This window comes from Pseudomonas oplopanacis (genome assembly GCF_057128725.1).
Genome location: NZ_JBSKHV010000006.1, coordinates 177,784 through 203,335 on the forward strand (window position 1 = coordinate 177,784; position 25,552 = coordinate 203,335).

At 60.5% G+C, this 25,552-nt stretch carries 19 protein-coding genes; 9 read left to right on the plus strand and 10 right to left on the minus strand.

The genetic code is table 11. From position 1 onward, the window contains the following. Nucleotides 1–66: 66 nt before the first annotated feature. The 7 genes from ACWKV5_RS14810 (at nt 67) to ACWKV5_RS14840 (ending at nt 13,336) form a co-directional block, all read left to right on the plus strand. Nucleotides 67–4,563, plus strand: a complete 4,497-nt coding sequence (locus ACWKV5_RS14810; protein WP_483841820.1) for a SpvB/TcaC N-terminal domain-containing protein — start codon at nt 67–69, stop codon at nt 4,561–4,563. Next, on the plus strand, nt 4,560–7,316 hold the full coding sequence (locus tag ACWKV5_RS14815) for an RHS repeat domain-containing protein (protein ID WP_483841821.1): 2,757 nt from the start codon (nt 4,560–4,562) through the stop codon (nt 7,314–7,316). Before ACWKV5_RS14810 ends, ACWKV5_RS14815 begins: the two co-directional genes overlap by 4 nt. 97 nt (nt 7,317–7,413) lie before the next feature. Beyond that, nucleotides 7,414–9,180, plus strand: a complete 1,767-nt coding sequence (locus ACWKV5_RS14820) for a sensor histidine kinase (protein ID WP_483841822.1) — start codon at nt 7,414–7,416, stop codon at nt 9,178–9,180. Beyond that, nucleotides 9,174–10,508, plus strand: coding sequence for a sigma-54-dependent transcriptional regulator (locus ACWKV5_RS14825; protein ID WP_483841823.1), 1,335 nt, complete (start codon nt 9,174–9,176; stop codon nt 10,506–10,508). The genes ACWKV5_RS14820 and ACWKV5_RS14825 overlap by 7 nt, the downstream gene beginning before the upstream one ends. Before the next feature lie 301 nt (nt 10,509–10,809). Further along, nucleotides 10,810–12,129, plus strand: a complete 1,320-nt coding sequence (locus ACWKV5_RS14830; protein ID WP_483841824.1) for an MFS transporter — start codon at nt 10,810–10,812, stop codon at nt 12,127–12,129. 251 nt (nt 12,130–12,380) lie between these two features. Next, entirely contained in the window at nt 12,381–12,572 is a 192-nt protein-coding gene (locus ACWKV5_RS14835) for a hypothetical protein (RefSeq protein WP_483841825.1), read from the plus strand. Nucleotides 12,573–12,706: 134 nt separating this feature from the next. Next, nucleotides 12,707–13,336, plus strand: a complete 630-nt coding sequence (locus tag ACWKV5_RS14840; RefSeq protein WP_483841826.1) for a flavin reductase family protein — start codon at nt 12,707–12,709, stop codon at nt 13,334–13,336. A gap of 1 nt (nt 13,337) precedes the next feature. On the opposite strand, the gene ACWKV5_RS14845 is transcribed toward ACWKV5_RS14840, so the two are convergent. Next, on the minus strand, nt 13,338–13,568 hold the full coding sequence (locus tag ACWKV5_RS14845; protein ID WP_483841827.1) for a hypothetical protein: 231 nt from the start codon (nt 13,566–13,568) through the stop codon (nt 13,338–13,340). 41 nt (nt 13,569–13,609) lie between these two features. After that, entirely contained in the window at nt 13,610–13,963 is a 354-nt protein-coding gene (locus ACWKV5_RS14850) for an antibiotic biosynthesis monooxygenase family protein (RefSeq protein ID WP_483841828.1), read from the minus strand. 335 nt (nt 13,964–14,298) lie between these two features. Between ACWKV5_RS14850 and ACWKV5_RS14855 the strand changes: the two genes are divergently transcribed. Next, nucleotides 14,299–15,228 (plus strand): AraC family transcriptional regulator, encoded by a 930-nt coding sequence (locus ACWKV5_RS14855; RefSeq protein WP_483841829.1) that lies wholly within the window; start codon nt 14,299–14,301, stop codon nt 15,226–15,228. A 114-nt stretch (nt 15,229–15,342) separates the two neighbouring features. Here ACWKV5_RS14855 and ACWKV5_RS14860 read toward each other — a convergent pair whose 3' ends face one another. The 6 genes from ACWKV5_RS14860 to ACWKV5_RS14885 all read right to left on the minus strand — a co-directional run bounded on the left by ACWKV5_RS14860 (nt 15,343) and on the right by ACWKV5_RS14885 (nt 22,765). Then, nucleotides 15,343–16,398, minus strand: coding sequence for an ABC transporter ATP-binding protein (locus tag ACWKV5_RS14860; RefSeq protein ID WP_483841830.1), 1,056 nt, complete (start codon nt 16,396–16,398; stop codon nt 15,343–15,345). A 17-nt stretch (nt 16,399–16,415) separates the two neighbouring features. Beyond that, a complete protein-coding gene (locus ACWKV5_RS14865; RefSeq protein ID WP_123432993.1) occupies nt 16,416–17,264 on the minus strand; it encodes an ABC transporter permease in 849 nt (282 codons plus the stop codon). Beyond that, nucleotides 17,261–18,169 carry an ABC transporter permease gene (locus tag ACWKV5_RS14870; RefSeq protein ID WP_483841831.1) on the minus strand — a complete coding sequence of 303 codons (909 nt, stop codon included), beginning with the start codon at nt 18,167–18,169 and terminating at the stop codon, nt 17,261–17,263. The genes ACWKV5_RS14865 and ACWKV5_RS14870 overlap by 4 nt, the downstream gene beginning before the upstream one ends. Nucleotides 18,170–18,361: 192 nt before the next feature. Next, a complete protein-coding gene (locus ACWKV5_RS14875) occupies nt 18,362–19,465 on the minus strand; it encodes an extracellular solute-binding protein (protein ID WP_483841832.1) in 1,104 nt (367 codons plus the stop codon). Between the two features lie 217 nt (nt 19,466–19,682). Then, nucleotides 19,683–21,131: an aldehyde dehydrogenase family protein gene (locus ACWKV5_RS14880; protein WP_483841833.1), complete on the minus strand. Its 1,449-nt coding sequence runs from the start codon at nt 21,129–21,131 to the stop codon at nt 19,683–19,685. Then, a complete protein-coding gene (locus ACWKV5_RS14885; protein WP_483841834.1) occupies nt 21,128–22,765 on the minus strand; it encodes a 5-guanidino-2-oxopentanoate decarboxylase in 1,638 nt (545 codons plus the stop codon). Before ACWKV5_RS14885 ends, ACWKV5_RS14880 begins: the two co-directional genes overlap by 4 nt. Nucleotides 22,766–22,926: 161 nt before the next feature. On the opposite strand from ACWKV5_RS14885, the gene ACWKV5_RS14890 reads away from it, so the two are divergent. Next, nucleotides 22,927–23,808, plus strand: a complete 882-nt coding sequence (locus ACWKV5_RS14890; RefSeq protein WP_483841835.1) for a LysR substrate-binding domain-containing protein — start codon at nt 22,927–22,929, stop codon at nt 23,806–23,808. 95 nt (nt 23,809–23,903) lie between these two features. Here ACWKV5_RS14890 and ACWKV5_RS14895 read toward each other — a convergent pair whose 3' ends face one another. Together ACWKV5_RS14895 and ACWKV5_RS14900 are read right to left on the minus strand one after the other, a co-directional pair. Beyond that, complete coding sequence (locus ACWKV5_RS14895; RefSeq protein ID WP_483841836.1) at nt 23,904–24,518, minus strand: NAD(P)-dependent oxidoreductase; 615 nt, start codon at nt 24,516–24,518, stop codon at nt 23,904–23,906. Between the two features lie 108 nt (nt 24,519–24,626). Beyond that, entirely contained in the window at nt 24,627–25,514 is an 888-nt protein-coding gene (locus tag ACWKV5_RS14900; protein ID WP_483841837.1) for an MBL fold metallo-hydrolase, read from the minus strand. Between the last annotated feature and the right edge of the window lie 38 nt (nt 25,515–25,552).

Genomic DNA, 25,552 nt, shown 5'->3' on the forward strand with positions numbered 1-25,552 from the left:
GCGTCTGACCCACCCAGCGGATTCCGTCGCCACGGGCGAGCGCCACGCCAAACCAGGATCAGCCCCATGCCAGACCAAACATCCCTGAGTATCACTGAACCCTCGATTGCAAAAAGTGCTTCGATCGCCACCATCGGCAAAAGCTGGGGCAAGGTGGGGCCGACCGGAGCCGCGTCATTTATGTTGCCGCTGCCTTTTTCACCCGGCCGAGGCTTTGATCCTCAGTTATCACTGAACTACAGCAGCCAGTCAGGGAACGGTGTATTCGGTGTCGGCTGGTATTTGGGCCTCTCGGCCATCACCCGCCAAACCAAAAAAGGCGTGCCGCGTTATCTCGACGACGACGTGTTCCTCAACACCGCCGGCGAAAAACTGATGCCCGAACGCTATGCCGACGGCAACATCCAGTCCAGAGTCGAAAGCCAATACCGTGGCCAATCGATTGGCGACCATACGGTGGTGCGGTATCGGCCGCGGGTAGAACAGACGTTCGAGCTCGTCGAGTTCTGGCGTTCCGTGTCCACCCCCCAAGGCTTCTGGCTGGTGCACGCCCCGGACGGCAGCCTGCACCTTTTCGGCAAAGACCACAGTTCGCGCGTTGCAGACCCGCAAGCGCCACTGCATGTGTCAGCGTGGCTGTTGCAGGAAAGCGTGAACGCCCATGGCGAGCATATCCGCTACGTATATCGGTCAGAGGAACCGAGCGAACTTCCTGACCCGCGCGACTACCGCGCGCAACGATATTTGCATCACGTGTTCTACGGCAACCTTGCTGCGTGTGCGGATTTGTACGGCTGGGAACTGCCACAGACACCGACACCTTCGTGGCTCTTTCACGTGGTGTTCGACTACGGCGAACGCACGCTGGAACTGACGGATAAACCGGTTTATGACGGCCCGACGCTCAAGCCGTGGCTGGTCCGCAATGACCCCTTTTCATCCTATGGCCAGGGCTTTGAAGTCGGCACCCGCCGCCTCTGCAGGCAAGTGCTGGTGTTTCACACCTTTGCGGAGCTGGGTAACGAACCGGCGCTGGTCCGCCGCCTGCTGCTGGAGTACTCCGGCAACGTAGAGCCTTGGTCCTACAGCCAAATCATCGCGGCGCATTATCAGGCGTACGATGCCAGCGGTGCCGTGGAAAGCACGCCGCCAATCGAGTTCGAGTATTCGGGTGCTGAACTCAATACGCAGCCGTCAGCGTTTTTCCCGTTCGACAACATGCCAGGTATCGAGGACGGCCAGCACTATCAATGCATAGACCTGTTCGGCGAGGGGTTGCCGGGTTTCCTGTGTCGCTACGACCAATGCTGGTACTACCGCGAACCCCTGCGTGACAGCGCCGGCGGCGATCGCATCACCTATGGCCCATGGACTGCGCTCGACGACATTCCGGTCGCCGACCGCAGCAAGCAAAGTCATCAAGCCCTGCTGGACCTGACCGGAAACGGTCGCCTGGACTGGGTCATCGCCCAACCCGGTGTGGCGGGTTTCCATGCCTTGAACCCGGATCGAAGCTGGTCAGGGTTTATTCCGTTCAAGGCGTTCCCGCTGGAGTTTTTCAAGGTCCTGTCGCAATTGGGGGACTTGCAGGGCAATGGCCTCAGCTCGTTGGCATTGATCGGCCCCAACGCTGTTCGCCTGTACGCCAATCGCCGCGAGGAAGGCTTCGCCGTAGGCGAAGACGTCGACCACACACCGGAGGATGACCGTCTGCCATTGTTCAGTAACTCGCGCAGCGAACTGGTGTTTCTGGGCAACCTGCTGGGTAGCGACACCACCGAGTTGTGCCGCATCCGCCACGACGAAATCAAATGCTGGCCGAACCTTGGGAACGGCTCATTCGGCACGGGATTTGTCATCGAAGGCCCGACGTTCGATTACGCCACCTTCGACGCGGCACGTGTGCGTATCGCCGATTTGAATGGCTCGGGTGCCCCGGCGCTGATCTATCTGAATTCCGACGGGTTCGATATTTATCTCAACCTCGGCGGCAATGGTATTGAACTGACCCCTACTCGGGTTTCCTGGCCCGAAGGCGTGCGTTACGACAACCTGTGCCAGGTGACGCTCGCCGACCTGCAAGGCCTGGGCTGCGCCAGCCTGATCCTGACCGTTCCACACATCAAACCCCAGCACTGGCGCTATGACTTCGTCAGCGCCAAGCCGTACGTGATGATCGCGAGCAATAACAACATGGGGTGCAGCACTGAGGTGGTGTATCGCAGTTCGGCACAAGAATGGCTGGACGAAAAAACCAGCACCCACCTCACCTGTCACCTGCCCTTCGCCATCCAGGTGGTGAGCCATCAAAGCCAGCTCGATGAAATCACCGGCAATCGCCTGAGCCAGTTTTTCCGTTACTTTCAGGGTTACTACGACGACCGGGATCGGGAGTTCCGTGGCTTCGGGTTACTGCACCAGACCGACAGCGAAACCGGCTCGGGCGAAGACGAAAGCTTTACCGCGCCGGCGTTGGTCTGCACCTGGTTTCATACCGGCCAACAGATCGACATGCCTGGCGAGAGTTACTTCAACGGTGACGCCGAGGCACACCCGTTGGGCAAAACGCTGTTTTGTCGTTTTCACCCGGGCGACGAGTGTGAAGAACTCATTACGCCTGACGATGAAGCCACCGCCCACGAAATCGCCCGCGCGCTTGCCGGTAATGTGCTGCGCGTAGAAACCTATGCGGAGAATGACCCGGCCACTCCGTTCCTGGTCGAACAGTCCCGCTACATCGTCCGTGAAGTACGTGAGCGCGGTCAGCACGATCCTGACAACGTGTTGATGGTGTCGCCGCTGGAAACCATCAGCTACCACTCTGAGCGCTTCATCAATGACCCACTGATCCGCCATGTCCTTAACCTGGGGCGGGATGCATTCGGGTTGACCACCCACAGCATTACGGTCAGTTATGCCCGGCGCCTGACTGAGCTTGATGAGCCACCCTTTACCGATATCGATGAACGCAAATGGTGGAGCGACGCCCATGACCCGGCTCAACAGTCCTATTACCTGGCCGAAACCCGCGCCAGATTTATTCATCTGGTCGACCTGCAAGGCTGGAGGCTCGGCCTGCCCTATCAGCAACGCGGCAATGCGCTGGTCTTGCCCAAGGGCGCTGCACCGGCGGGCCTGAACCCCGAAGCCATTGGCTATGAGTCGTTCATTGACCTGTTCACTTGCGCCGAATGGGCGACCGGGCGGGAGCTGACCGCGCAAACAGTGCAGCGCTACCTCAACACCCAGGGGCAAACGGTGATGCCGGACGGCACCGCCGAGTTCGAGGCTTTGGCAGGCCCGCTGGAAATGGCGCAACTGAACAAGACGGCGCTGGATGTCTACGGCGACGTGAACCCTCCCATTGATATCCGGGAGGAACTGACGAAGATCGGTTATTTGTGTATGCCGCTGTTTCTCGGGACGGACAAAGAGGCGGATGAGGAAGAAGACACACTAAGAAATCTTTGGTCCAGCCAATACAACTTTGCCCGGTATGCAGACCTCGATCGCTTCTACCGGGTGATTGAATTCAACGACACCCCGAGCCATGGCGTGACCAAGGCGACCAGCGACGAGTACGCTTTCGCAACCCTCAGTGTCGAACTACCGGATGGCTGCACCACTCGCGTCGCGTACGACTACCACTCACTGCAACCGCTGCGCATCATTGATGCCAACGAAAACGTTGAAGAAGCCCTTTACGATCCGTCCGGCCCGCACACCGTCACGTATTACGGAACGGAAAACGCTGTGCCCGCCGGTTTCCTGCCCATTGCCGCCTACACCCGTCCCGAAGATTCCAGCCCCGCAACGGCCATCGAATTTCCCCAGGACGCGCTGCAAAATGCTGCCAGCACCTTTCGCAAGGATCTGTTCAGCTGGATGGGCAGGCTTTCTGACACCGTGAGTCAAAAGCCCGACTGGCTCACCGACTGGATCCTGCAAGGCTACGTGCTGCCTGGCCTTCACATCCGCGCCAGCGCCCGACTGCGCCTGTCACGGCTCAAGACCCGGACGCCGGCAGAGCAAGCATTGTGGGACCTGCTGCTGAACAACCTTCGCGCGCCGGTCCACAGCGTCGTCCTGGCCGCCGACCGCTATTACTACGATGAAGAAGAGCCGCAAATCCACACCATTGTGAGTATCGTCGATGGATTCGGACGGGCCCTGCAAACCCAGCAACGGGTAGAGCCTGGAGAGGCTTATGTGGTGGAAAACGGCGAACTGGTGATCGAAAACGGCCAGCCGAAAGTGGCGCATGCCGAGCAACGCTGGCGCATCAGCGAGCGCGTGGAATACAACAACAAGGGGTTGGCGGTACGCACCTATCGCCCCTATTTCGCCAATGCCTATGGCTACATCCATGACCACTCTTTCAGGGATTTCGGCTATCACGACAAAAGTTACTACGACGTCCTCGGCCGCCTGATCAAGATCATCAACGCCAAAGGGGATGTCGCGCTGGAAATCATTCACCCCTGGTCCACCACCAGAATGGATTTCAATGACACCTATGTCGCGACGGGCGCGCAAGGGTTCAAGGCAGGCAAGCGCGAATGAACACCGTCGACTGGAAAACCCCGTCAGTGACGTCCAATGATGCCCGGGGTCTGGCGGTACGCCAGATGGCCTACTTGCGCGATGTCGCGGGCGGTACCACGCAATCCCTCATAACCCGGCAATGCTTTGACGCTCCCGGGCGGCTCGTAGAGCAACGGGACGCGCGACTGACCGACGCCCCCAAGCCCAACCTGTCGACGATTTACACCCTTGCCGGGCAACCGGCAAACGTTGACAGTGTCGACGCCGGCAGGCGCACAACCCTGAAGGGGCTGGCCGGTGAAATCCTCCAGCACTGGGATCATCGCGGCAATCATTGGCGCAGCACTTACGACAACCAATTGCGCCTGCTCACGCTTGAAGAAAGCGACCAAGACACCGTGGACGCTTATACCTACGCCACTGCACTGGCTGACCCGAGCCACAATCTTCGCGGTCAGATGATCCGACAAACCGATCCCTCTGGCGCATTGGAGCTCAGCAGCTTCAGCCTCAAGGGCCAGCCGTTGCGCGACAGTCGAACCCTCACCGAAGCCGGCACCTTCGCCAGCAGCCGAACCTACAACCCGCACGGCGCGTTGTTGACCCAGACCGATGCCGGTGATCATCAGCAACGGATGCGGTACGACATCGCCGGGCAACTGCACCAGGTTCACCTGCTGCTTGAACCCACAGGCGCCTGGCAGGCTGTTCTGGAAGCGGCCCGGTACAACGCCGCCGGCCAGATCATTGAGCAACAGGCCGGCAACACCGTGCTCAGCACCTGGACTTACGACGAGGCCGATGCTCGTCTCGCGACGTTGACCGCAGGTGTACCAGGGCAAGCCCTGCTCCAGCACTTCGAGTACTTTTACGACCGCGTCGGTAACGCCTTGCGCATCGACGACCTCACCTTTAAACCGGTGCACTTCGCCAATCAGCTTATCGATGGCCACCGCGAATTTAGCTACAACTCGCTGTACCAGCTGACTGGCGCCACCGGCCATGACGCCACCCCAGGCTCAGACCTGCCGGGCCGCCCTCTGCCGAGTGATCCCAACAATCATCTCAACTACAAGCAAACCTACACCTACGACTCCGGCGGCAACCTGATCAAGTTGATCCATGAGCGTGCGGTGGGCGGCTACACCCAACAGATGTTCATCGACCCGAACAGCAACCGGGGCGTGCGTCATAAAGAGGGAGATCCCGCCCCAGATTTCGACAGCTTGTTCGACCGCCATGGCAACCTCCGGGCCTCGAACCCGGGACGGCCCCTGCACTGGAACAACCGCGATCAGCTGGCATCGGCGACGCTGGTTCACCGTGAAGACAGCCTCGACGATGAGGAAACGTATCGCTACAGTCAGGGCACGCGCGTCTTCAAACGCCACGAAACCCATACGCCATCGACCACGCACTTCCACCAGGTGATTTACCTGCCGGGGCTGGAAATCCGCACCCGCGACAACGGCGAAGAACTGCACGTCATCGCAGTACCCGGTGGGCGAGGCAGTGTTCGTTGCCTGCACTGGGTCAGCAAAAAACCCGACGGTATCGATCAGGATCAGTTGCGCTACAGCCTCGACGATCACTTGGGCTCCAGCGTCATGGAGCTTGATCGAAACGCCCAGTTGATCAGCCACGAAGCTTACTACCCGTTTGGCGGCACGGCGTGGCTGATGGCGGACTCGGCGCTGGAAGTCAGCTACAAGACCATTCGCTATTCGGGTAAGGAGATGGATGTCAGTGGGCTCTACTACTACGGGTTGCGGTATTACGCGCCGTGGTTGTGGAGGTGGATCAATCCGGATCCGTTGGGGGCCGTGGATGGATTGAATCTTTATCAGATGGTGGGAAACAATCCGATTAACTTTGTTGATGACATGGGTGGAGTCATAACACTCCCTCCTCAACAAAGTTCATCCACAGGATCTGTCGTTGACGGCGCAGCGAATGAATACGGCCCCCACCTCCCAGACCCTGCGACACCTCCCCCCATGCCAGTCGAGGAGTGGGGTGCATGGAGCAAGAGAATGGCTTTATCGGCCATCAACTCTCCCTTGGGATTGGCGGTACTTCCGACCGGAACTTCGAGTCCTGCTTCGCCGATCATCGTGACCGCGCTGGCGACAAACATCTCATTGTTTGCAGTACAACTGACTCAGCCTAACCCGGGCTGGTCGTTGCCCGCCACGTGGCCTCAAGCGGAAAATGGCGAGGTCCCCCCCTTTGAGGTAACCCAAGCTGTCAACCTCGCCTATGCCACAAAAGGACTGATCGCGAACCTTGCTGCACAGGTGATCGGCCCTCCGTTGGCCTTGATAGTTGGCGGCTACGTTGACCAGTTCAGGGGGACAAAAGAAAAGGCTGAAAAAAAAGCTGAAGCAAGTGCGCTGATAATCAATCTCGACGCGACCATTCTCCAGCAACAGATGTTTCCCTCAGGCGTAGTACCCGAGAACGCCCAGACCACACTCATTAATCAAGTACTCAAACTCGAAAGCTTGATAGGCAGTTCATCAAGAACAATTGATATGCTTGAGTCAATCAGAGCATTGGGGCCTCACTATGGCATGTCTGAAATAGACCCCCTCTCCCCGGTGCCGCCAACATTGTCTCGGCGATCCAGCAATGCCAGCCGTTCACAAAGTCGAATACCCGTACCCGTGCCCCCAAGTTCGAGCTCCAGGTCTAGTGGATCAAGCATCTCCAGCTTTAGGTCTGCCGGTTCGAACAGCTCCAGCCTCAGGTCAGTTGTTACTCGTATGTAGAGCATTGGGGGGCCCCGAACTTCTGGAGCCCCTTTTTTCTTAAGGCGGGCACGCCATGCTATGGTGCCCGCCCGACTTTCTACCTGCTAGCGCCAGCATGCTGCCGATCTCTCGTACCCTGCGTTTTTCGTTGTACACCTTGTTGATCCTGGCGGGCGCGGCGCTGGCTGCCGGTTTCGCCATGCGCCACGCCGAACGTCAGGCCCTGGTGGAAGACGCCGCGCGCGCCAATCAGCAATTGGCGCTGTACGCCAACTCGTTGCACACCCTGATCGATCGCTACCGAGCCCTGCCCGCCGTGCTGGCGCTGGACCCGGAGTTGCGCACAGCCCTCAATGGCACGGTATCGCCTGAGCAACAGGACGCACTGAATCGCAAGCTGGAAAAAATCAACGGCGCCGCCCAGTCCTCGACCCTCGAACTGCTCGACCGCACCGGCCTCGCCGTGGCCGCCAGCAATTGGCGCTTGCCCAGCAGTTATGTCGGCCACAACTACGGCTTTCGCCCCTACTTCAGTGAGACCCGCACCCAAGGCACCGGGCGTTTTTACGCGGTGGGCGTGACCAGTGGCATTCCGGGGTACTTCCTGTCCAGCGCGGTGACTGGCGACGACGGCGAGTTTCTCGGCGCCATGGTGGTGAAACTCGAGTTTCCGGAACTGGAGCGCGAATGGCGTCAGGGCAGTGACACGTTGCTGGTCAGTGACGCACGCGGGATCATCTTCATCGCCAATCAGCCGGGCTGGCGCTATCGCCTGTTGAAACCGTTGAACGACAACGATCACGCCGCGCTCAAGGCGACCCGCCAGTACGACAAACAACCGCTGACGCCGCTTGAGTTTCAATCCCTGCGCCGCTTCGACGACAACAGCGATCTGGCGCGGGTGGTCGGCCCTGACGGGACGGCGGATTACCTGTGGGAATCGCTGCCGCTGGCCACCGAAGGCTGGACACTGCACCTGTTGCGTCGCCCGCAGGTCGCGTTCGAAGACAGTCGCAATGCCGCGCTCGCCGCTGCCGGGTTGTGGCTGGCGCTGGTGTTTCTGTTGCTGTTCCTCAATCAACGCTGGCGCCTGGCGAAAATGCGCCAGCGCAGCCGCGAGGAGCTTGAGCAACTGGTGGAAGAACGCACCCGCGACCTGCGCACCGCTCAGGACGGGCTGGTGCAATCGGCCAAGCTTGCGGCGCTCGGCCAGATGTCGGCGGCGCTGGCCCATGAAATCAATCAGCCGCTGACCGCCCAGCGCATGCAGCTTGCTACTCTGCGGTTGCTGCTCGATCACGGTCGGGTCGACGACGCCTACAAGGCGCTGAAACCGGTGGATGACATGCTCACACGCATGGCCGCCCTCACCGGCCACCTGAAAACCTTCGCCCGCAAAAGCCCCAGTGGCCTGCGCGAACGGCTGGACCTGGCGGCGGTGGTCGACCAATCGCTGCAACTGCTCGATGCGCGTCTGCGGGATGAACAAGTCAGCACGGTGCTGCACCTGACGCGCCCGGCGTGGGTGCGCGGCGATGCGATTCGCCTGGAACAGGTGCTGATCAACCTGCTGCGCAATGCCCTCGACGCCATGCAGCACACACCCTGCAAGCGCCTGGAAATCCGCCTCGAAGCCGACGAGCAATTGTGGCGCCTGACGGTCAGTGACAACGGTGGCGGCATCGCCGAAGAACACCTGCCAAACGTGTTCGATCCGTTCTTCACCACCAAACCGGTGGGCGATGGCCTGGGCCTTGGTCTGGCGGTATCGTTTGCCATCGTTCACGAAGCGGGTGGACGCTTGAGTGCCGACAATCACGGCAACGGCGCGGTGTTCACCCTGACCTTGCCCATCGACCTGGAGACGCCTGTCCCATGCTGAATTCAGTGATGGTGGTCGACGACGAAAGCAGCATTCGCAGCGCCGTCGAACAATGGCTGAGCCTGTCGGGTTTCGAGGTGCAGTTGTTCAGTCGCGCCGATGAGTGCCTGGCGCAATTGCCCGCGCACTTTCCCGGGGTGATCCTCAGCGATGTGCGCATGCCCGGCATGACCGGGCTGGAGTTGCTGGCCGAAGTCCAGCGTCGCGATGCGGACTTGCCGGTGATTCTACTGACGGGTCACGGCGATGTGCCGATGGCGGTCGAAGCGATGCGCGATGGCGCGTATGACTTTCTCGAAAAACCCTTCAGCCCGGAAACCCTGCTGAGCAGTTTGCGCAGGGCGCTGGACAAGCGTCGGCTGGTTTTGGAAAACCGTGCCCTGCATGAGCAGGCCGACAACCGCGCCAAACTCGACGCCACCCTGCTCGGCGTGTCCCGTGGTTTGCAGACGTTGCGTCGGCAAGTGCTGGACCTGGCGGCGTTGCCGGTCAACGTGTTGATCCGCGGTGAAACCGGCAGCGGCAAAGAGCTGGTCGCCCGTTGCCTGCATGACTTCGGGCCGCGGGCCGACAAGCCGTTCGTGGCGCTTAACTGCGCGGCGATTCCCGAGCAGTTGTTCGAGGCCGAGTTGTTTGGCCATGAAAGCGGTGCGTTTACCGGCGCTACAGGGAAACGCATCGGCAAGCTCGAATATGCCGATGGCGGCACGCTGTTTCTCGACGAAATCGAAAGCATGCCCCTGGCCCAGCAGGTGAAATTGCTGCGGGTGTTGCAGGAGCAGAAGCTTGAGCGCCTTGGGTCGAACCAGAGTATTCGAGTGGATTTGCGGATCATTGCCGCGACCAAACCGGATCTGCTGGATGAAGCGCGGGCCGGGCGTTTTCGTGAGGATTTGGCGTATCGCTTGAATGTGGCCGAGTTGCGGCTGCCGCCGTTGCGTGATCGGCGCGAAGATATTCCGTTGTTGTTCGAGTCGTTTGCGCAAAATGCCGCCGAGCGTTTGGGAAGGACCTTTCCACCGTTGACGGGCCCGCAGCTGAGTCATCTGCTGAGCCACGACTGGCCGGGCAATGTGCGCGAACTGGCGAACGTTGCCGAACGGCAAGTGCTGGGGTTGGGCGAGCCGGAACCGGTGGGCATCGATCCGGGGCAGTCGCTGGCAGCGCAGCAGGAAGCGTTCGAAGCGCATTGCCTGCGCGCGGCGTTGACCCGGCACAAGGGGGATGTGAAAGCAGTGCTCGAAGAGCTGCAACTGCCGCGCCGGACTTTTAATGAAAAGATGCAGCGGCATGGGTTGAGTCGGGAGATGTTCCTGACTGACAGCTGATTTTTGCAGTGTCCGGACTGGCCTCTTCGCGAGCAAGCCCGCTCCCACATTTGAACTGTGTACACCCATCCACTGTGGGAGCGAGCCTGCTCGCGAAGAGGCCGGAACAGGCAACACAAATCCATGACCACATAAGCAATTTTCCGCTCACACCCAATCCAGAATAAGCGGATTTCCGCTCACCCAGCCGTCAAAACCCCTCTAAACCGCCCCTCTCCCCCCTTGGCACACCTCCTGCTATAGCCCCAGCAGGCTGCGTTTCAACGCGCTCCACAAAAACAATTAAATGAAGGATCCTTCAATGGATAACTCCAACGCCCTGCCCCTTGGGTCGGCTGCCGTGCCGGCTAAAGAAAGAACCACTGCCAGTCGCATCAAATCGATTTTCAGCGGCTCCGTCGGCAACATGGTCGAGTGGTACGACTGGTACGTCTACGCCGCCTTCTCCCTGTACTTCGCCAAGGCCTTTTTCCCCAAAGGCGACACCACCGCCCAACTGCTGAACACCGCCGCGATCTTCGCCGTGGGCTTCCTGATGCGCCCGATCGGTGGCTGGCTGATGGGCCTCTACGCCGACAAGGCCGGCCGCAAGAAAGCGCTGATGGCTTCGGTGTACCTGATGTGTTTCGGCTCGCTGCTGATCGCCCTGAGCCCGGGTTATGAAACCATTGGCATCGGCGCACCGATCCTGCTGATTTTCGCCCGTCTGCTGCAAGGCCTGTCAGTCGGTGGCGAGTACGGCACCTCGGCGACGTACCTCAGCGAGATGGCGACCAAGGATCGTCGCGGTTTCTACTCCAGCTTCCAGTACGTGACCCTGATCTCCGGCCAGCTCATCGCCCTGGCGGTGCTGATCGTGTTGCAGCAAGTGCTGACTACCGAAGAGCTGTACGCCTGGGGCTGGCGCATCCCGTTTGCCATCGGCGCACTGTGTGCCGTGGTCGCGCTGTACCTGCGTCGTGGCATGGAAGAAACCGAGTCCTTCACCAAGAAAGAAAAGGCCAAGGAAAGCGCAATGCGCACCTTGATGCGCCACCCCAAGGAACTGATGACCGTGGTCGGCCTGACCATGGGCGGCACCCTGGCGTTCTACACCTACACCACCTACATGCAGAAATACCTGGTGAACACGGTCGGCATGAGCATCTCCGACTCGACCACTATTTCCGCGGCGACGCTGTTCCTGTTCATGTGCCTGCAACCGATCATCGGCGGCCTGTCGGATAAAGTCGGTCGTCGGCCGATCCTGATTGCCTTCGGCATTCTGGGCACGCTGTTCACCGTGCCAATCCTGACCACCCTGCACACCGTTCAAACCTGGTGGGGCGCGTTCTTCCTGATCATGGCGGCGCTGATCATCGTCAGCGGCTACACCTCGATCAACGCGGTGGTGAAGGCCGAACTGTTCCCGACTGAGATTCGTGCACTGGGGGTTGGCTTGCCTTACGCCCTGACGGTGTCGATCTTCGGCGGTACGGCGGAATACATCGCGCTGTGGTTCAAGAGCATTGGCATGGAAACCGGGTATTACTGGTATGTGACGGCGTGTATTGCGGTGTCGTTGCTGGTGTACGTGACCATGAAAGACACCCGCAAGCATTCGCGGATCGAGACTGACTGATCGCTGGATTGAGGGTGGCTTTACTGGCCTCTTCCCGAGCAGGCTCGCTCCCACACTGACCGGGTTCTTTCATGAGAATGCGGTCAAATGTGGGAGCGAGCCTGCTCGCGAAGGCCGCGCCTCGGTTCTGTACACCCATTCATCACTTGATGAAAAATCTGTCACTCAAGGCAGCCAATCGATTAATCACCGGTTAATGCACTCCGCCGACCCTGAAGGTGTCTGACTCATCCACCTTTGGAGTGACCGTCATGAAAATCCGTCTGTTCCTGCTCCTGATGCTTTCCGTACTGGCCGCTAACACGTTCGCCGCCGATGGCTATGACAAAACCGGCTCGGCGTCCTACGAGCACGGCGCCAGCGCCTCCATCGAACGCACCCACTCTGACAGCTACGCCGCTGACGGCTTCGACAAAACCGGCACCGCCGAAGCGATCGGCTGATCACGCCAGCAAAACCCAACACAAAACCCTGTGGGAGCAAGCCTGCTCGCTCCCACATTGGAATCTCATTGCTGGAAATTATTGGCTCGGCCTTGCACCATGGTCATCTCACGAGAGCTCCTGGAATGAACCTCATGCCCGACGACATCCACTATTACGAACCCGCCAACGGCCACGGCCTGCCCCACGATCCGTTCAACGCCATCGTCGGCCCGCGCCCTATCGGCTGGATTTCCTCACAGGATGCCAACGGCCGCTTGAACCTGGCGCCGTACAGTTTCTTCAACGCGTTCAACTACATTCCGCCGATCATTGGTTTTTCCAGTATCGGGCGCAAAGACAGCCTGAATAACATCGAACAGACCGGCGAATTCGCCTGGAACCTCGCCACTCGCCCGTTGGCCGAGCAGATGAACCAGAGCTGTGCGATGGTCGGGCCAGAAGTGAATGAATTCGAGTTGTCCGGGTTAACCCCCGCCGCCTCGACAATCATTCAGGTGCCACGGGTCGCTGAAAGCCCGGTGTCCTTTGAGTGCAAGGTCACGCAGATCATCCAGTTGCAGCGCGCGGACGGGAATGTGGTGCCGAGCTGGCTGATTCTCGGCGAAGTGGTCGCCGTGCATATTGCCAAATGGCTGTTGCAGGATGGCGTCTACGACACCGCCGCGGCAGAACCGATTCTGCGCGGCGGCGGGCCAGCGGACTATTTTCAGCTGGGGCCAGAGGCGTTGTTCAAGATGTATCGCCCGGGGGCGAAGAGGTAACTCACCACAGCAGGTCGGTGTTTTCCTTGACGTCCTTGAGGCGGGTCAGCTCTTTGGCGGCGGCCAGATCGGCCTCGTTGGCTGTCTTGAAGATCTGGTCTTCGAGGACTTTGTGGAAACGCGGTGCGCCCGCACCACCCAGGGCTTTGACGGCGATGGCGGCGTGGTATCCACCCTCACCCGGTACTACTGCGGAAACGGCTTCGAAGTGTTCAAAGGCTTTACGTGCCATGTCGCGGATCCTGGCTGGTTGAGAATGCGCTCATTAAACCCTCAACCCGCCATTTTGTGTACCCACGACTGGGTTTGCCCCAGCGCCTGGGCAGCCGAGACTTCCTTGAAGGTGTGGAAATCCAGGCTGTTGACCACCAGGTCCTGCACCAACTCGGCAAACACTTCCATCGCCGGGGTGCTGAAGTACGCGGTCATGGCCTGCTGGTTGATCCAGAAACCGGACACCAGCCACAACTCGGCATCACACTGCGATTGTTGCAGGCTAAAGCTCAGGCAACCCGGTGCATTGCGCGTCGGCTCGATCAGGGCGCTCAGGCGCGCACCGAGTTCCACCGAACGCCCGGCGTGGGCACGGACAAAAGCCATATGACTGACGGGGATCTGCGTAGACATGTTCAACCCTCCCAGGTACTCGAGTGGCAGCCGTGGGACGGGCTGCGACAGGATCAAAGGTTAATCGCGCACCCGCCAGCACGGTTAGTCGATTCCTGCCGGCTTGTTGCACAATCCTGCGCGGGTCGCAAAAAACCCGTATCACCCGGCACAAGGCTTTCAGGTCAATGAAACAGGGCTTTCAAGCAAGTTTTGCGGGGGCTGCCCAATGCTAGAGGCGCCGTTAAATCACCCCGTGCAGAATCAGGCAAGGTTGAGGCAGGATGTGTCTACCGCTTCGTCTTGCACAAACATAAGCTGAGCCCATTACTCAAGCCCCTCCGAGGATGCCTTGCATGTCGTCACTCGATCATTTTCAAGCCCCGCTGGATGCCGAGATGGAGAAACAGCGCGCGGAACTGGCCGCTATCATCCGTCGCTATACAACGGATGATGGCAATTATGAGACCGCCGTCGGCTCACTGTTCATGGCCAAACACAGCAAGTCCCACGACTTCGCCCCGGTGCTCGCGCAACCGGCCTTGTGCATCATGGCGCAGGGGCGCAAAGAGGTGCGGCTGGCGGACGAATACTTCAATTACGACCCGCTGCATTACCTGGTGGTCTCGGTCTCGATGCCCCTGAGCGGACGGATCGTCAACGTCACCTCTGAAGAACCGATCCTCTCAGTGCGGCTGGACATCGACCCTGCGGAAATCACTGCGCTGATTGCCGATGCCGGACCTTTAGGTGTGCCGACCCGCCCCACCGGCCGTGGCCTGTATGTCGAGCGGGTCGACAGCGCCATGCTCGACGCTGTGCTGCGTCTGGCACGTTTGCTCGACACGCCAAAAGACATCGCCATGCTCGCGCCGCTGATTCGTCGGGAAATTCTTTATCGGTTGTTGCGCAGCCCGCAGGGGCATCGGTTGTATGAGATTGCGATCGCCAACAGCCAGAGCCACCGCATCAGCCAGGCGATCCAATGGCTGAACGGCAACTATGAGCAGCCGCTGCGGATTGATGATCTGGCGAAGGAAGTGAACCTGAGCGTGTCGACGTTGCATCACCGGTTCAAGGCGATGACGGCCATGAGTCCGTTGCAGTATCAGAAGCAGCTGCGGTTGCAGGAAGCGCGGCGGTTGATGCTGGCTGAGGGATTGGAGGCTTCAGCGGCGGGGTATCGGGTGGGGTATGAAAGCCCTTCGCAGTTCAGCCGCGAATACAGCCGGCTGTTTGGGGCGCCGCCGTTAAGGGATTTGGCGCGGTTGCGGTTGTCGGTTTGATCTGATTTTTGTGCTGGCCTTGCCGGCCCTTTCGCGAGCAGGCTCGCTCCCACAATGGACCGGTGTACACCAGAACCCTGTGGGAGCGAGCCTGCTCGCGATGGGGCCAGTCAGTCAGGCACCGAGTACGCGGCAAGCCTCAGCCGGCAACGTCACCGACACCGGGTTGCCAATGCTCAACCCAAACCCCTGGCACGGCGTGCTCAGCGCCGTAAACGACACCCCGGAACACTCCACGGTGGTTTCAATCGTCGCGCCGATATCACGCACGAACGTCACCGTGCCCAGCAAACGATTCCCCGCCGTTGCCTGCGGGTGCGACAGTTGCAGGTCTTCCGGGCGAATCAGCATCTTCACTTTCTCGCCGACCACAATGCTGCTGCAGATCGGCACTTCCAGTGCATCGCCACCCGGCAAACCGACCTTGCCATTGCCCAGCGCCGTGGCCGGGAAGATGTTGCCGGAACCGATAAAGTCGGCGACAAATTCGTTGGCCGGGTGGCGGTAGATCTCAATCGGCGTGCCGACTTGCTGCACACGGTGTTCACCCAATACCACGACGATATCGGCCATGGTCATCGCCTCACGCTGATCGTGGGTCACCATGATCGTGGTGATGTTCAGGCGCTGTTGCAGCTGACGGATTTCCACTTGCATCGATTCGCGCAGCTTGGCGTCCAGCGCTGACAGCGGCTCATCCAGCAGCAGAATTTTTGGTCGCGAAGCAATCGCCCGGGCAATCGCCACGCGCTGACGCTGACCGCCGGAGAGTTTGGCCACCGGGCGATCAATCATTTCCTGCAGCTGGATCAGCTCCAGCAACTCCACCACCCGCGCCTGCTGATCAGCCTTGCTGACGCCACGCAGTTTCAGCGGATAAGCGATGTTCTCCCCCACGGTCATGTGCGGGAACAAGGCCAGTGATTGAAAGACCATGCCGAAATTGCGCTGATGCGCCGGGGTGTGGCCGATGTCCTCACCGTCCAGGCGAATCTCGCCGCCGGTCAGGGTTTCGAGGCCGGCGATCATCCGCAGCAACGTGGTTTTACCGCAGCCCGACGGGCCGAGAAAACACACCAGTTTGCCCTCGGGCAAATGCAGGTTTACATCCTTTACCGCGCAGGCCGAGCCGTAGTGTTTCTCGACGTTTTCCAGAATCAGACCAGACATGTGAATCACCTCAAGAATCAGAACGAAACGCCACCTTCACCGACCAGTTTTTCGAGCGCCCAAATCAGGACAAAGTCGATCAACACAATCAGCACGGCAAACGAGAAAACGGTAGGGTCGAGCGAAGACACGGTGCGGCTGTACATCCAGATCGGCACGGTCATGACGTCGATGGTGTAGAGGAAGTAGGTCACGGTGAATTCGTTGAACGAGACGATGAACGCCAGCAGCGCACCCGCCAGAATCCCCGATTTCATCAACGGCACCACCACATCGACAATCGCCCGGGTCGGCGAAGCACCGAGCATTTGCGCGGCCTCCTCGACTTCGCTACCGATGGACAGCATCGCCGCGGTGCAGTTTTTCACCACGAACGGCAACGCCAGGATCACGTGGGCAATCACCAGTCGCGAGGTGGTCATCTGGAACGGCAGGCTGTCGAACACCAGCAGCAACGCGAGGCCCAACACCACCATCGGAAACACCAACGGCAGCGACATCAGTTGCAACGCCACGGCTTTGCCACGGAACTCGCAACGGGTCAGCGCGTAAGACGCCGGCACCGCGATGATCGTGGCGAAAACCATGGTCAGGCACGCGACCATCAGGCTGGTGGTCATGGCCTTGCCCAGGCTCAGCACGTCGTTGCCGTCCGGCGAGACGAAGGTGTGCCAGGCCGCCTTATACCATTGCAGGCTGTAGCTGCTCGGCGGAAAGTCGAGGTTCGACGAACCGCTGAACGACATCACGATCATGGTCAGGATCGGCAACACCGCCAGCAGCAGGATGAAGCCCGAGAGGATGCCGGCGAACTTGCCGGTTTCGCCCGGCAGCAGCCCATAACGTTTCTTGGTCAGGGTACTCATTGCGAAGCCTCCAGCATGCGCCGACGGCGGCCAGTGATGTATTCGGACAAGGTCATGATCGCGAGCGTGGTGACAATCAGCACCACACCGGCAGCGGACGCGGCGGGCCAGTTCATCAGCGGGGCGATCTGGTCATGGACCATCACCGCCAGCATCGGCACGCGTCGACCACCGAGCAGCAACGGCACCACGAAGCTGCTGGCGTTGTAGGCGAACACCAACGTCGCGCCGGTGATGATCCCGGGCATGCTCATCGGCAACACCACCTGGCGGAACACCTGGAAGCGACTGGCGCCCAGGGTCGCGGCGGCTTCTTCGTAAGTACGGGCGACGCCGCGCATGGCGCTGGCGATTGGCAACACAGCGAGCGGGAACGCGGTTTGCACCAGGCCCATCAAGACGCCGTTCTGGTTGTAGAGCAGCATGATCGGGCGCTTGATCAGACCAAGGCCCATCAGCGCCTGATTGAGCATGCCGCCCGGGCCGAGGATTACCAGCCAGCCGTAGCTTTGCAGCAGCAGGTTGACCAGCAACGGCAACAGCACCGCGGCAAGGAACACCCGGCGCACGAACGGTGAGGTCAGGCGCGACATGGTGTAAGCCACCGGGATCGCCAGGACTACGGCGATCACTGCGCTGATCAGTGCCAGACGCAGGGTCAGCAGCAAGGATTTGAGGTAATACGGTTCGAGCAATTGGGCGTAACTGGCCAGGCTGAACCCGGTCCATTCCGCGCCTTTGGTGCCCACGCTCATGCGCAGGACCAGCAGGCTGGCGGCGATCAGCACACCCAGAAACAGCATCGACGGCGACAGGAAAAACCAGGCGCGGGTCGTCGGCGAAACACCCCGGCGGGCACGCACGGGGGCGACACTTACCGGATGAGTCAGAGGTTGGTGTTCCATAGCAAGGGTCTCGTCAATGGAAAGCAGCTGACAAACACAGTCCTTGAACCACCCTGCTCCCCTTGTGGGAGCGAGCCTGCTCGCGAAAGCGGTGTGTCAGTCACATCGATGCTGGATGTGCCGACGCATTCGCGAGCAGGCTCGCTCCCACAGGGGGGGGCAGTGTTCTAAAGACTTTTGGTTGTCACTCAATCAGGAAGAAAAGATTTCCGTGTAGCGACGAATCCATTGGTCATGCACCGTGGCCAGGAAGGCGTTGTCGTGCATGATCGCCTTCTCGGCAATCTGCTCTGGCGTGAGGATGAACGGGCTCTTGCGCGCTTCGGCGGAGATGATCGCCTTGGCGTTGACCGGGCCGTTGTAGATGTCTTCAGCCATCTTGCCCTGCACCAGCGGGTCCAGAGAGTGGTTGATGAAGGCGTACGCCATGTCGGTGTCGCCCGGACGGTTCTTCGGCATGACCGATTGCATCAAGTCGGTGTAGAAACCTTCCTTCATGCCAAAGGTTGCGCTCAGGCCGTAGGCCGGGTCGCGGATCTGTTTCGGGAAGAATGCCGGCGCGTACAGGCCGCCCATGTCCAGGGAACCGGTGCGGAACAACTCGGCGATCTGGTTCGGGTTTTCACCCAGGGTGACCACGCGGTCTTTCAGCTCGGCGAGTTTCTTGAAGCCCGGCTCAATGTTGTGTTCGTCACCACCGGCCAGTTTGGCGGCGATGATGATCAGGTCCATGGCCTCGGTCCAGTTCGGCGGCGGCAGGAAGATGTTCGGTGCCAGCTCCGGGTCCCAGAGGGCAGCATAGCTAGTCGGCGCTTCTTTCTGGGTGCGGGTGCTGTAGACGAGGCTGTTGCACCAGAGCAGGTAACCGATCCCGTGGCCATTGGCGCCGGTGCGGTATTTTTCCGGTACGTCGACCAGGTTCGGGATGCGGTTGAGGTCGGGTTTTTCCAGCAGGTTGGCGGCGGCCAGACCTTCGGCGCCGACGCCGGCCAGGGTGATGATGTCGTACTGCGGACGATCACCGCCGGCCTTGAGTTTGGCGACCATTTCCGAGGTACTGCCGGTGCGGTCGGCGATGACTTTGCAGCTGTACTTGTCTTCGAAGGTCGCGGCGATGTTGCGCAGGGCTGCCAGGCCAGTGTCATCGGACCAGGTCAGCAAACGCAGGGTCTTGCCGGCAAAGCGTGTGTCGCTGGCATTGGCCTTGATGAACGGCATGCTCATGGCGGCCGCAGCTACCGAGGCTACGCCCACGGTCTTGATGAATTGACGTCTGTTCAGATCATGTTCGCCCATTACGGACTCCCTTTGTTTTTGTAGGTATAAGGCAGGTCGAAACTGTTGCATCCGCGCGACCGGACCAGCATTGGCCCCCGTATTTTCGGGGGTTTGGCTGAGCCAGCAAGTTCATCCTGAGGTCGTGTAAAACACCTGACTATCGATAAAAACTCATCGAAGCCATGACGCCAGCGCATGCCTCCTTTCGAGGCATGCGCTCACCTTTTTCGTGCCCTCAGACGGCCCGAATCACGTGTTTGATTTCCTGGAACGCCTGCAAGCCCCAAGGCCCTAACTCGCGGCCGATGCTGCTTTGCTTGTAGCCGCCCCACGCGGTTTGCGGAAAGATCACCTGCGGCGCGTTGATCCACACAAGGCCCGCCTGCAAGGCGTTGGCGACCCGATCAGCGGCCTCGGCATTGCGCGTGACCACGCTGGCCACCAGGCCGAACTGGCTGTCGTTGGCCAAGGCAATCGCCTCGGCTTCGGTGGCAAAACTGCGCACGCAGATCACCGGGCCAAAAATCTCTTCACACCACAGCGCACTGTCGAGGGGCACTTCGGTGAAGATTGTCGGCTGCAAAAAATAACCGCGCGGCAGGTCGGCCGGACGATTGCCGCCACAGATCAGCTTGGCGCCGGCACTCAAACCACGATCGATGTGGCCCAGTACACGCTGGTATTGCGCCTGATTGACCAGTGCGCCCATCTCCACCGCCGGGTCGAACGGGTCGGCCACGCGAATGGCTTCGGCCCGCGCCTTCAGGCGCAACAGGAATTCATCCGCCAGTTCATCGGCAACCAGCACACGGCTGGTGGCGGAACACATTTGCCCGGCGTTGAAGAAACCACCGCCACAGGCCACTTCCACTGCCAAGTCGAGGTCGGCATCGGCCAGCACCAGCAGTGACGATTTACCGCCCAGCTCCAGGCTCACGCCTTTGACGGTTTCCGCCGCGCGTTGCATGACCTGCACGCCCACCGCGTTGCTGCCGGTGAAGGAGATCTTGGCGATGCGCGGATCCGCCGACAGCGGCGCGCCAACGGCCAGACCGGTGCCGCACACCAGGTTGAAGACGCCGGCCGGCAAACCGGCGTCAGCGATGATCGACGCCAGCTCCAGTTCCGGCAGCGGGGTCACTTCAGAAGGCTTCAGCACCACGCAGCAACCGGCAGCCAGGGCCGGGGCGAGTTTCCACGCGGTGGTGACCATCGGGAAATTCCACGGCACGATCAGGCCGACCACACCGGCCGGTTCGCGGCGCAGGCGCGCACTGAAATCATCGCTCGGCAATTCAACGGTGCTGTCTTGTTTCGCATCGAGGCCTTCGGCCAGACCGGCGTAATACTCGAATGTAGCGATCACGTCATCGACATCGATGGCCGCTTCGAACAGCGGCTTGCCGTTGTTGCTCGACTGCAAATGCATCAACTGTTCGCGACCGGCCTGCACGCCCACGGCGATTTTGCGCAGGATCGCGCCGCGCTCGGCACCGCTGGTTTTCGACCAGTCGGCAAACGCAGCGGTCGCCGCGCTCACCGCGTGATCGACAGACTGTGTATCGCCGCCATTGACGGTGGTCAACAAGGCTTCGGTCGCCGGGTTGATCACGCGCAAGTGTTCGTTGCCGGCCGACCATTGGCCGTTGATGAACAGACCGTCGAGGGTGGTTGGAAAACTCATTTCGACACCGCCTTCATCCACTGGGTCTGATCGATTTCAATCAGGGACGGGCCTTGGCGATCCGCCGCAGCACGCAGTGCGGTGCGCAGTTGCTCGACGCCGCTGATGGCTTCCGCCGCGCAGCCCAAGGCCTTGGCCACGCCGATGAAGTCCGGGGTGTAGATGTCCACGCCGACTGGCTCGATGGCGCGGTTGACCATGTATTTCTTGATCTCTTCGTAGCCCTGGTTATTCCACAGCAGCACGATCACCGGGGTGCGCGCTTCAACGGCGCTGGCCAGTTCCGGCAGGGTGAATTGCAGGCCGCCGTCACCGATCAGGCACACCACCGGAGGACGCGAACCGCCCTCGACGCTGCCACCGAGCCAGGCGCCAATCGCTGCCGGCAAGGCGTAACCCAAGGTGCCGTAACCGGTGGACGAGTTGAACCAGCGACGCGGGCGCTCGGGGTTGAAGGTCAGGTTGCCGGTGTAGACAGGTTGGGTCGAATCGCCGACAAACACCGCGTCTGGCAGCTCGTGCAGAACGGTCTCGAGGAAGCGCGTTTGCGCCAGTGTCGGGGCATCCCAGCCCTCGTTCAGTTCTTCACGCAAACGAGCGGCACGCACCTGGCCCCAATCGTTGCGGCGCTCGGCCAGGGACTTGTGGGACAGCGCGCTGAGCAAGGCCTGGGCGGCATTGCGCGAGTCGGACACCAGCGCCACGTGCGGCGGGTAGTTGCGCACGGTCTGGTCCGGGTCGATGTCCACGCGCAACAGTTGGCCCGGAATTTCGAAACCACCGGCGAAGGTGACGTCGTAATCGGTCTCGGCCAGCTCGGTGCCGATCGCCAATACCACGTCGGCTTCGGCCACCAGAGCGCGGGTCGCGACCAGGCTTTGGGTCGAGCCGATCAGCAGCGGGTGATTGGATTCGAGCATGCCTTTGGCGTTGATGGTCAGGGCCACCGGCGCATCAAGCAATTCAGCGAGTTCAGTCAATTCGGCAGCGGCATCGATGGCACCGCCACCGGCGAGAATCAGCGGACGCTTGGCGCCGGCCAGCAACTCGGTCATACGCGAAACGGCGGATGGCGATGCACCGGCGCGGTCGATGTTCACCGGTACGCTGGTCAGCAGGTCATCGGCTTCTTCAACCAGTACGTCCAACGGAATTTCGATGTGCACCGGACGCGGACGGCCGGCCTGGAACAGCGCAAAGGCACGGGCCAGCACGCCCGGCAATTCGGCGGCCGACATCAAGGTGTGGGAGAACGCCGCGACACCGGCGACCAATGCGCCCTGGTTCGGCAGTTCATGCAGCTTGCCGCGACCGCCGCCCAACTGGCTGCGCGATTGCACGCTGGAGATCACCAGCATCGGGATCGAATCGGCGTAAGCCTGACCCATCGCCGTGGTGATGTTGGTCATGCCTGGGCCGGTGATGATGAAGCACACACCCGGTTTGCCGCTGGTGCGTGCATAACCGTCGGCCATGAAACCGGCGCCCTGTTCGTGACGCGGAGTGACGTGGTTGATGCTCGAACGGGCCAGCCCGCGATACAGCTCCACGGTATGAACCCCGGGAATGCCGAACACCTGCTCAACCCCGTAATCTTCGAGTAACTTGACCAATACTTCGCCGCACGTCGCCATTGTGTTTTGCCCTTCTTGTTCGTTTGAGACGCCGGGCCTGCGCAGTGTTTATGATGAGTGGGCAGGTCCAGGGATGGCCTCATTGGAACGGGCGACACGTAGCCGCAACAATGGATAAAAAGTCATACTAGCCATGTCCTCACGTCATACCTTGGATCCCAATGAAACGACTGCCTCCCCTGCCGGCGCTGCACACTTTTCTGATTACCGCGCAGTGCTGCAACTTCACCCGGGCCGCCGAACAGCTGCACATCACCCAAGGCGCGGTGAGCCGGCAGATCGCCGGGCTGGAAGATCACCTCGGTTATGAGCTGTTCATCCGCCAGGCGCGCGGCCTCGACCTGACGGCCGAAGGACGCGAGTGGCTGCCACGGGTGCAGCAGATTTTCGGCTTGATCGATGAGGCCGTGGAGCAGATCGGCGAGAAGCGCGAAACCTTGCAACTCAAGGCGCCCACCTGCGTGATGCGCTGGCTGTTGCCGCGTCTTTTGCAGTGGCAACGGGAGCGTCCGGACGTGCCGGTGGAACTGACCACTACGATCAAGCACGGTGTGGATTTTCACCGTGAGCAGTTCGATGCGGCAGTGATGTACGGCGTGCCACCGGACAGCACGTTGGCGTCGCAACGCCTGTTCGAAGAAATATTGACGCCGGTCTGTTCCAAACCGCTGCTTGAAGGCCCGGTGCCGTTGCAGACCCCGGAAGACCTTCAGCGGCACATGCTGCTGCACCCCACCCGTGATGAGCGGGACTGGAAAGCCTGGCTGGCCACGGCCAATGTTCACTTGAGCAATGTCGGCAAGGGCCAGCATTTCGAAACGCTGGATTTGGCAATGTCGATGGCGTCACAGGGGACGGGGGTGGCGATTGGCGACTGGTCGTTGATTGGCGATGACTTGAGCGCCGGACGGCTGGTCATGCCGTTTGAATTGAAGGTGAAGACCGGGCTGGCGTATTACCTGGTTTTGCCGCACAAGCCGGCACCTTCGCCGAAGTTGCAGGAATTGTTGGGGTGGCTGGTAGAGCAGGCTCAAGCGCGCTAAACCCCTAAAATCTTGATGCGGTCCCCTGTGGGAGCGATCTGTGGCGAGGGAGCAAGCCCCCTCGCCACAGCTCGCTCCCACAAGGGTTCAGTGCGTCAGTAGCCTACTGCGAACCGCTGGTGGGAGTGCTTCGGCACTTCCACTTCATCGATCAGCGCAATCGCATAATCGGCAAACGTGATCCAACTGCGCCCTTCTCGGCTCACCAGCAAATCGTCCTGGCCGATCCGGAACACACCCGTGCGTTCACCTTCGACAAACTCCGCCGACGGTGACAGGAAGGTCCAGTCCAGGTCCTTTTCCTGACGCAGGTTCTCAAGGAACACAGCACCGGCACCCGCCTCGGCTTTGTACGCTTCGGGAAAGCCCTCGCTGTCGATGACGCGGGTTCCATCCGGCAACAACAAAGAGCCGGCGCCGCCGACCACCAGCAGGCGTTTCACCCCGGCCTTTTTCACCGGCCCGATCACGGCAGCGGCGGGCAGCGTCGAGAAATGCGCGGCGCTGATGACCACGTCATGACCCGCCACAGCGGCTTGCAACGCTTCGCCATCAAGGGCATCGACATTCTTGCTGACCACACCGGCACGCTGGCCGATCTTCGACGTGTCGCGGGCAATGGCGGTGACGCTGTGACCACGACGCAGGGCTTCTTCCAGCAATTGGCTGCCGGCGCGGCCAGTGGCCCCGATGATTGCGATTTTGCTCATGTCGTTCTCCAGTTGGATACAGCTGTGGTGCGCTGATTGTTTGACCAGTGAAACTTTTGTGGCGAGGGAGCTTGCTCCCTCGCCACAGGCATCCGTTATCCCGCTACCTCATTCACCCCACTTCATTTCGCCCTTGGCGACTTTGGCGCTCAGCTCCAGCGAGCTTTCTTCGCCCAGTGTCGGGAAGCGTTTTTTCATCGCGGCGATCAGTGCGGTGGAATCCTTGGCCTTGGCGGTCTCTTCGTCGAACGCCTTGATGTAATCCGCGGTGAACCGCACAGCCGGCAACGAGCGGGCGCTGTCACCGAGGTAATGACCCGGCACGATCATGTTCGGTTTCAAGGTTTCGATGGAGTGCAGCGTAGTCAACCAATCGGCGTGGGACTGCGGGGTTTGCGTGTCGGCCATCCAGACGTGAATGTTTTCTGCCACGACCACCCCACCGACGACCGCTTTGATCGACGGAATCCAGACGAAGGTGCGATCCGGCTGTTTGCCGTCCAGTCCCACCACCTGCAATTTCTGACCTTCCAGTATCAGGCTGTCGCCCTTGAGCACCTGCGGCACGATGGTTTTCGCCGGCACGTCCGCGCCCATTTTCGGGCCCCAGAACGCCAGTTTGCCGTCGACGGTGTGCTTGATGTGGTCCACGGTCGGCTGCGAGGCCAGCACTTTGGCGTTGGGGAACGCGGCAGTCAGGGTGTCGAGGCCGAAGTAGTAATCCGGGTCGCCGTGGCTGATGTAGATAGTGGTCAGTTGCTTGCCGCTGGCGCGGATTTTCTCGACCACTTGTTCGGCCTGGGATTTGCCGAACTGCGCGTCCACCAGAATCGCTTCTTTCTCACCGCTGACCAGCACCGACGTCACCGGGAAAATCGCCTTGTCGCCGGGGTTGTAGACATCCAGGGTCAAGGTCGAGGCCGCCGCTGCATGGGCCGCGAAACCGAGGGCGGCGCTGGCCAGCAAAATACGCTTGAGGGTGGTGAAACCGATCATCTGTTGCTCCGTAATCCGAATGCCGTGCTTGGCGATGG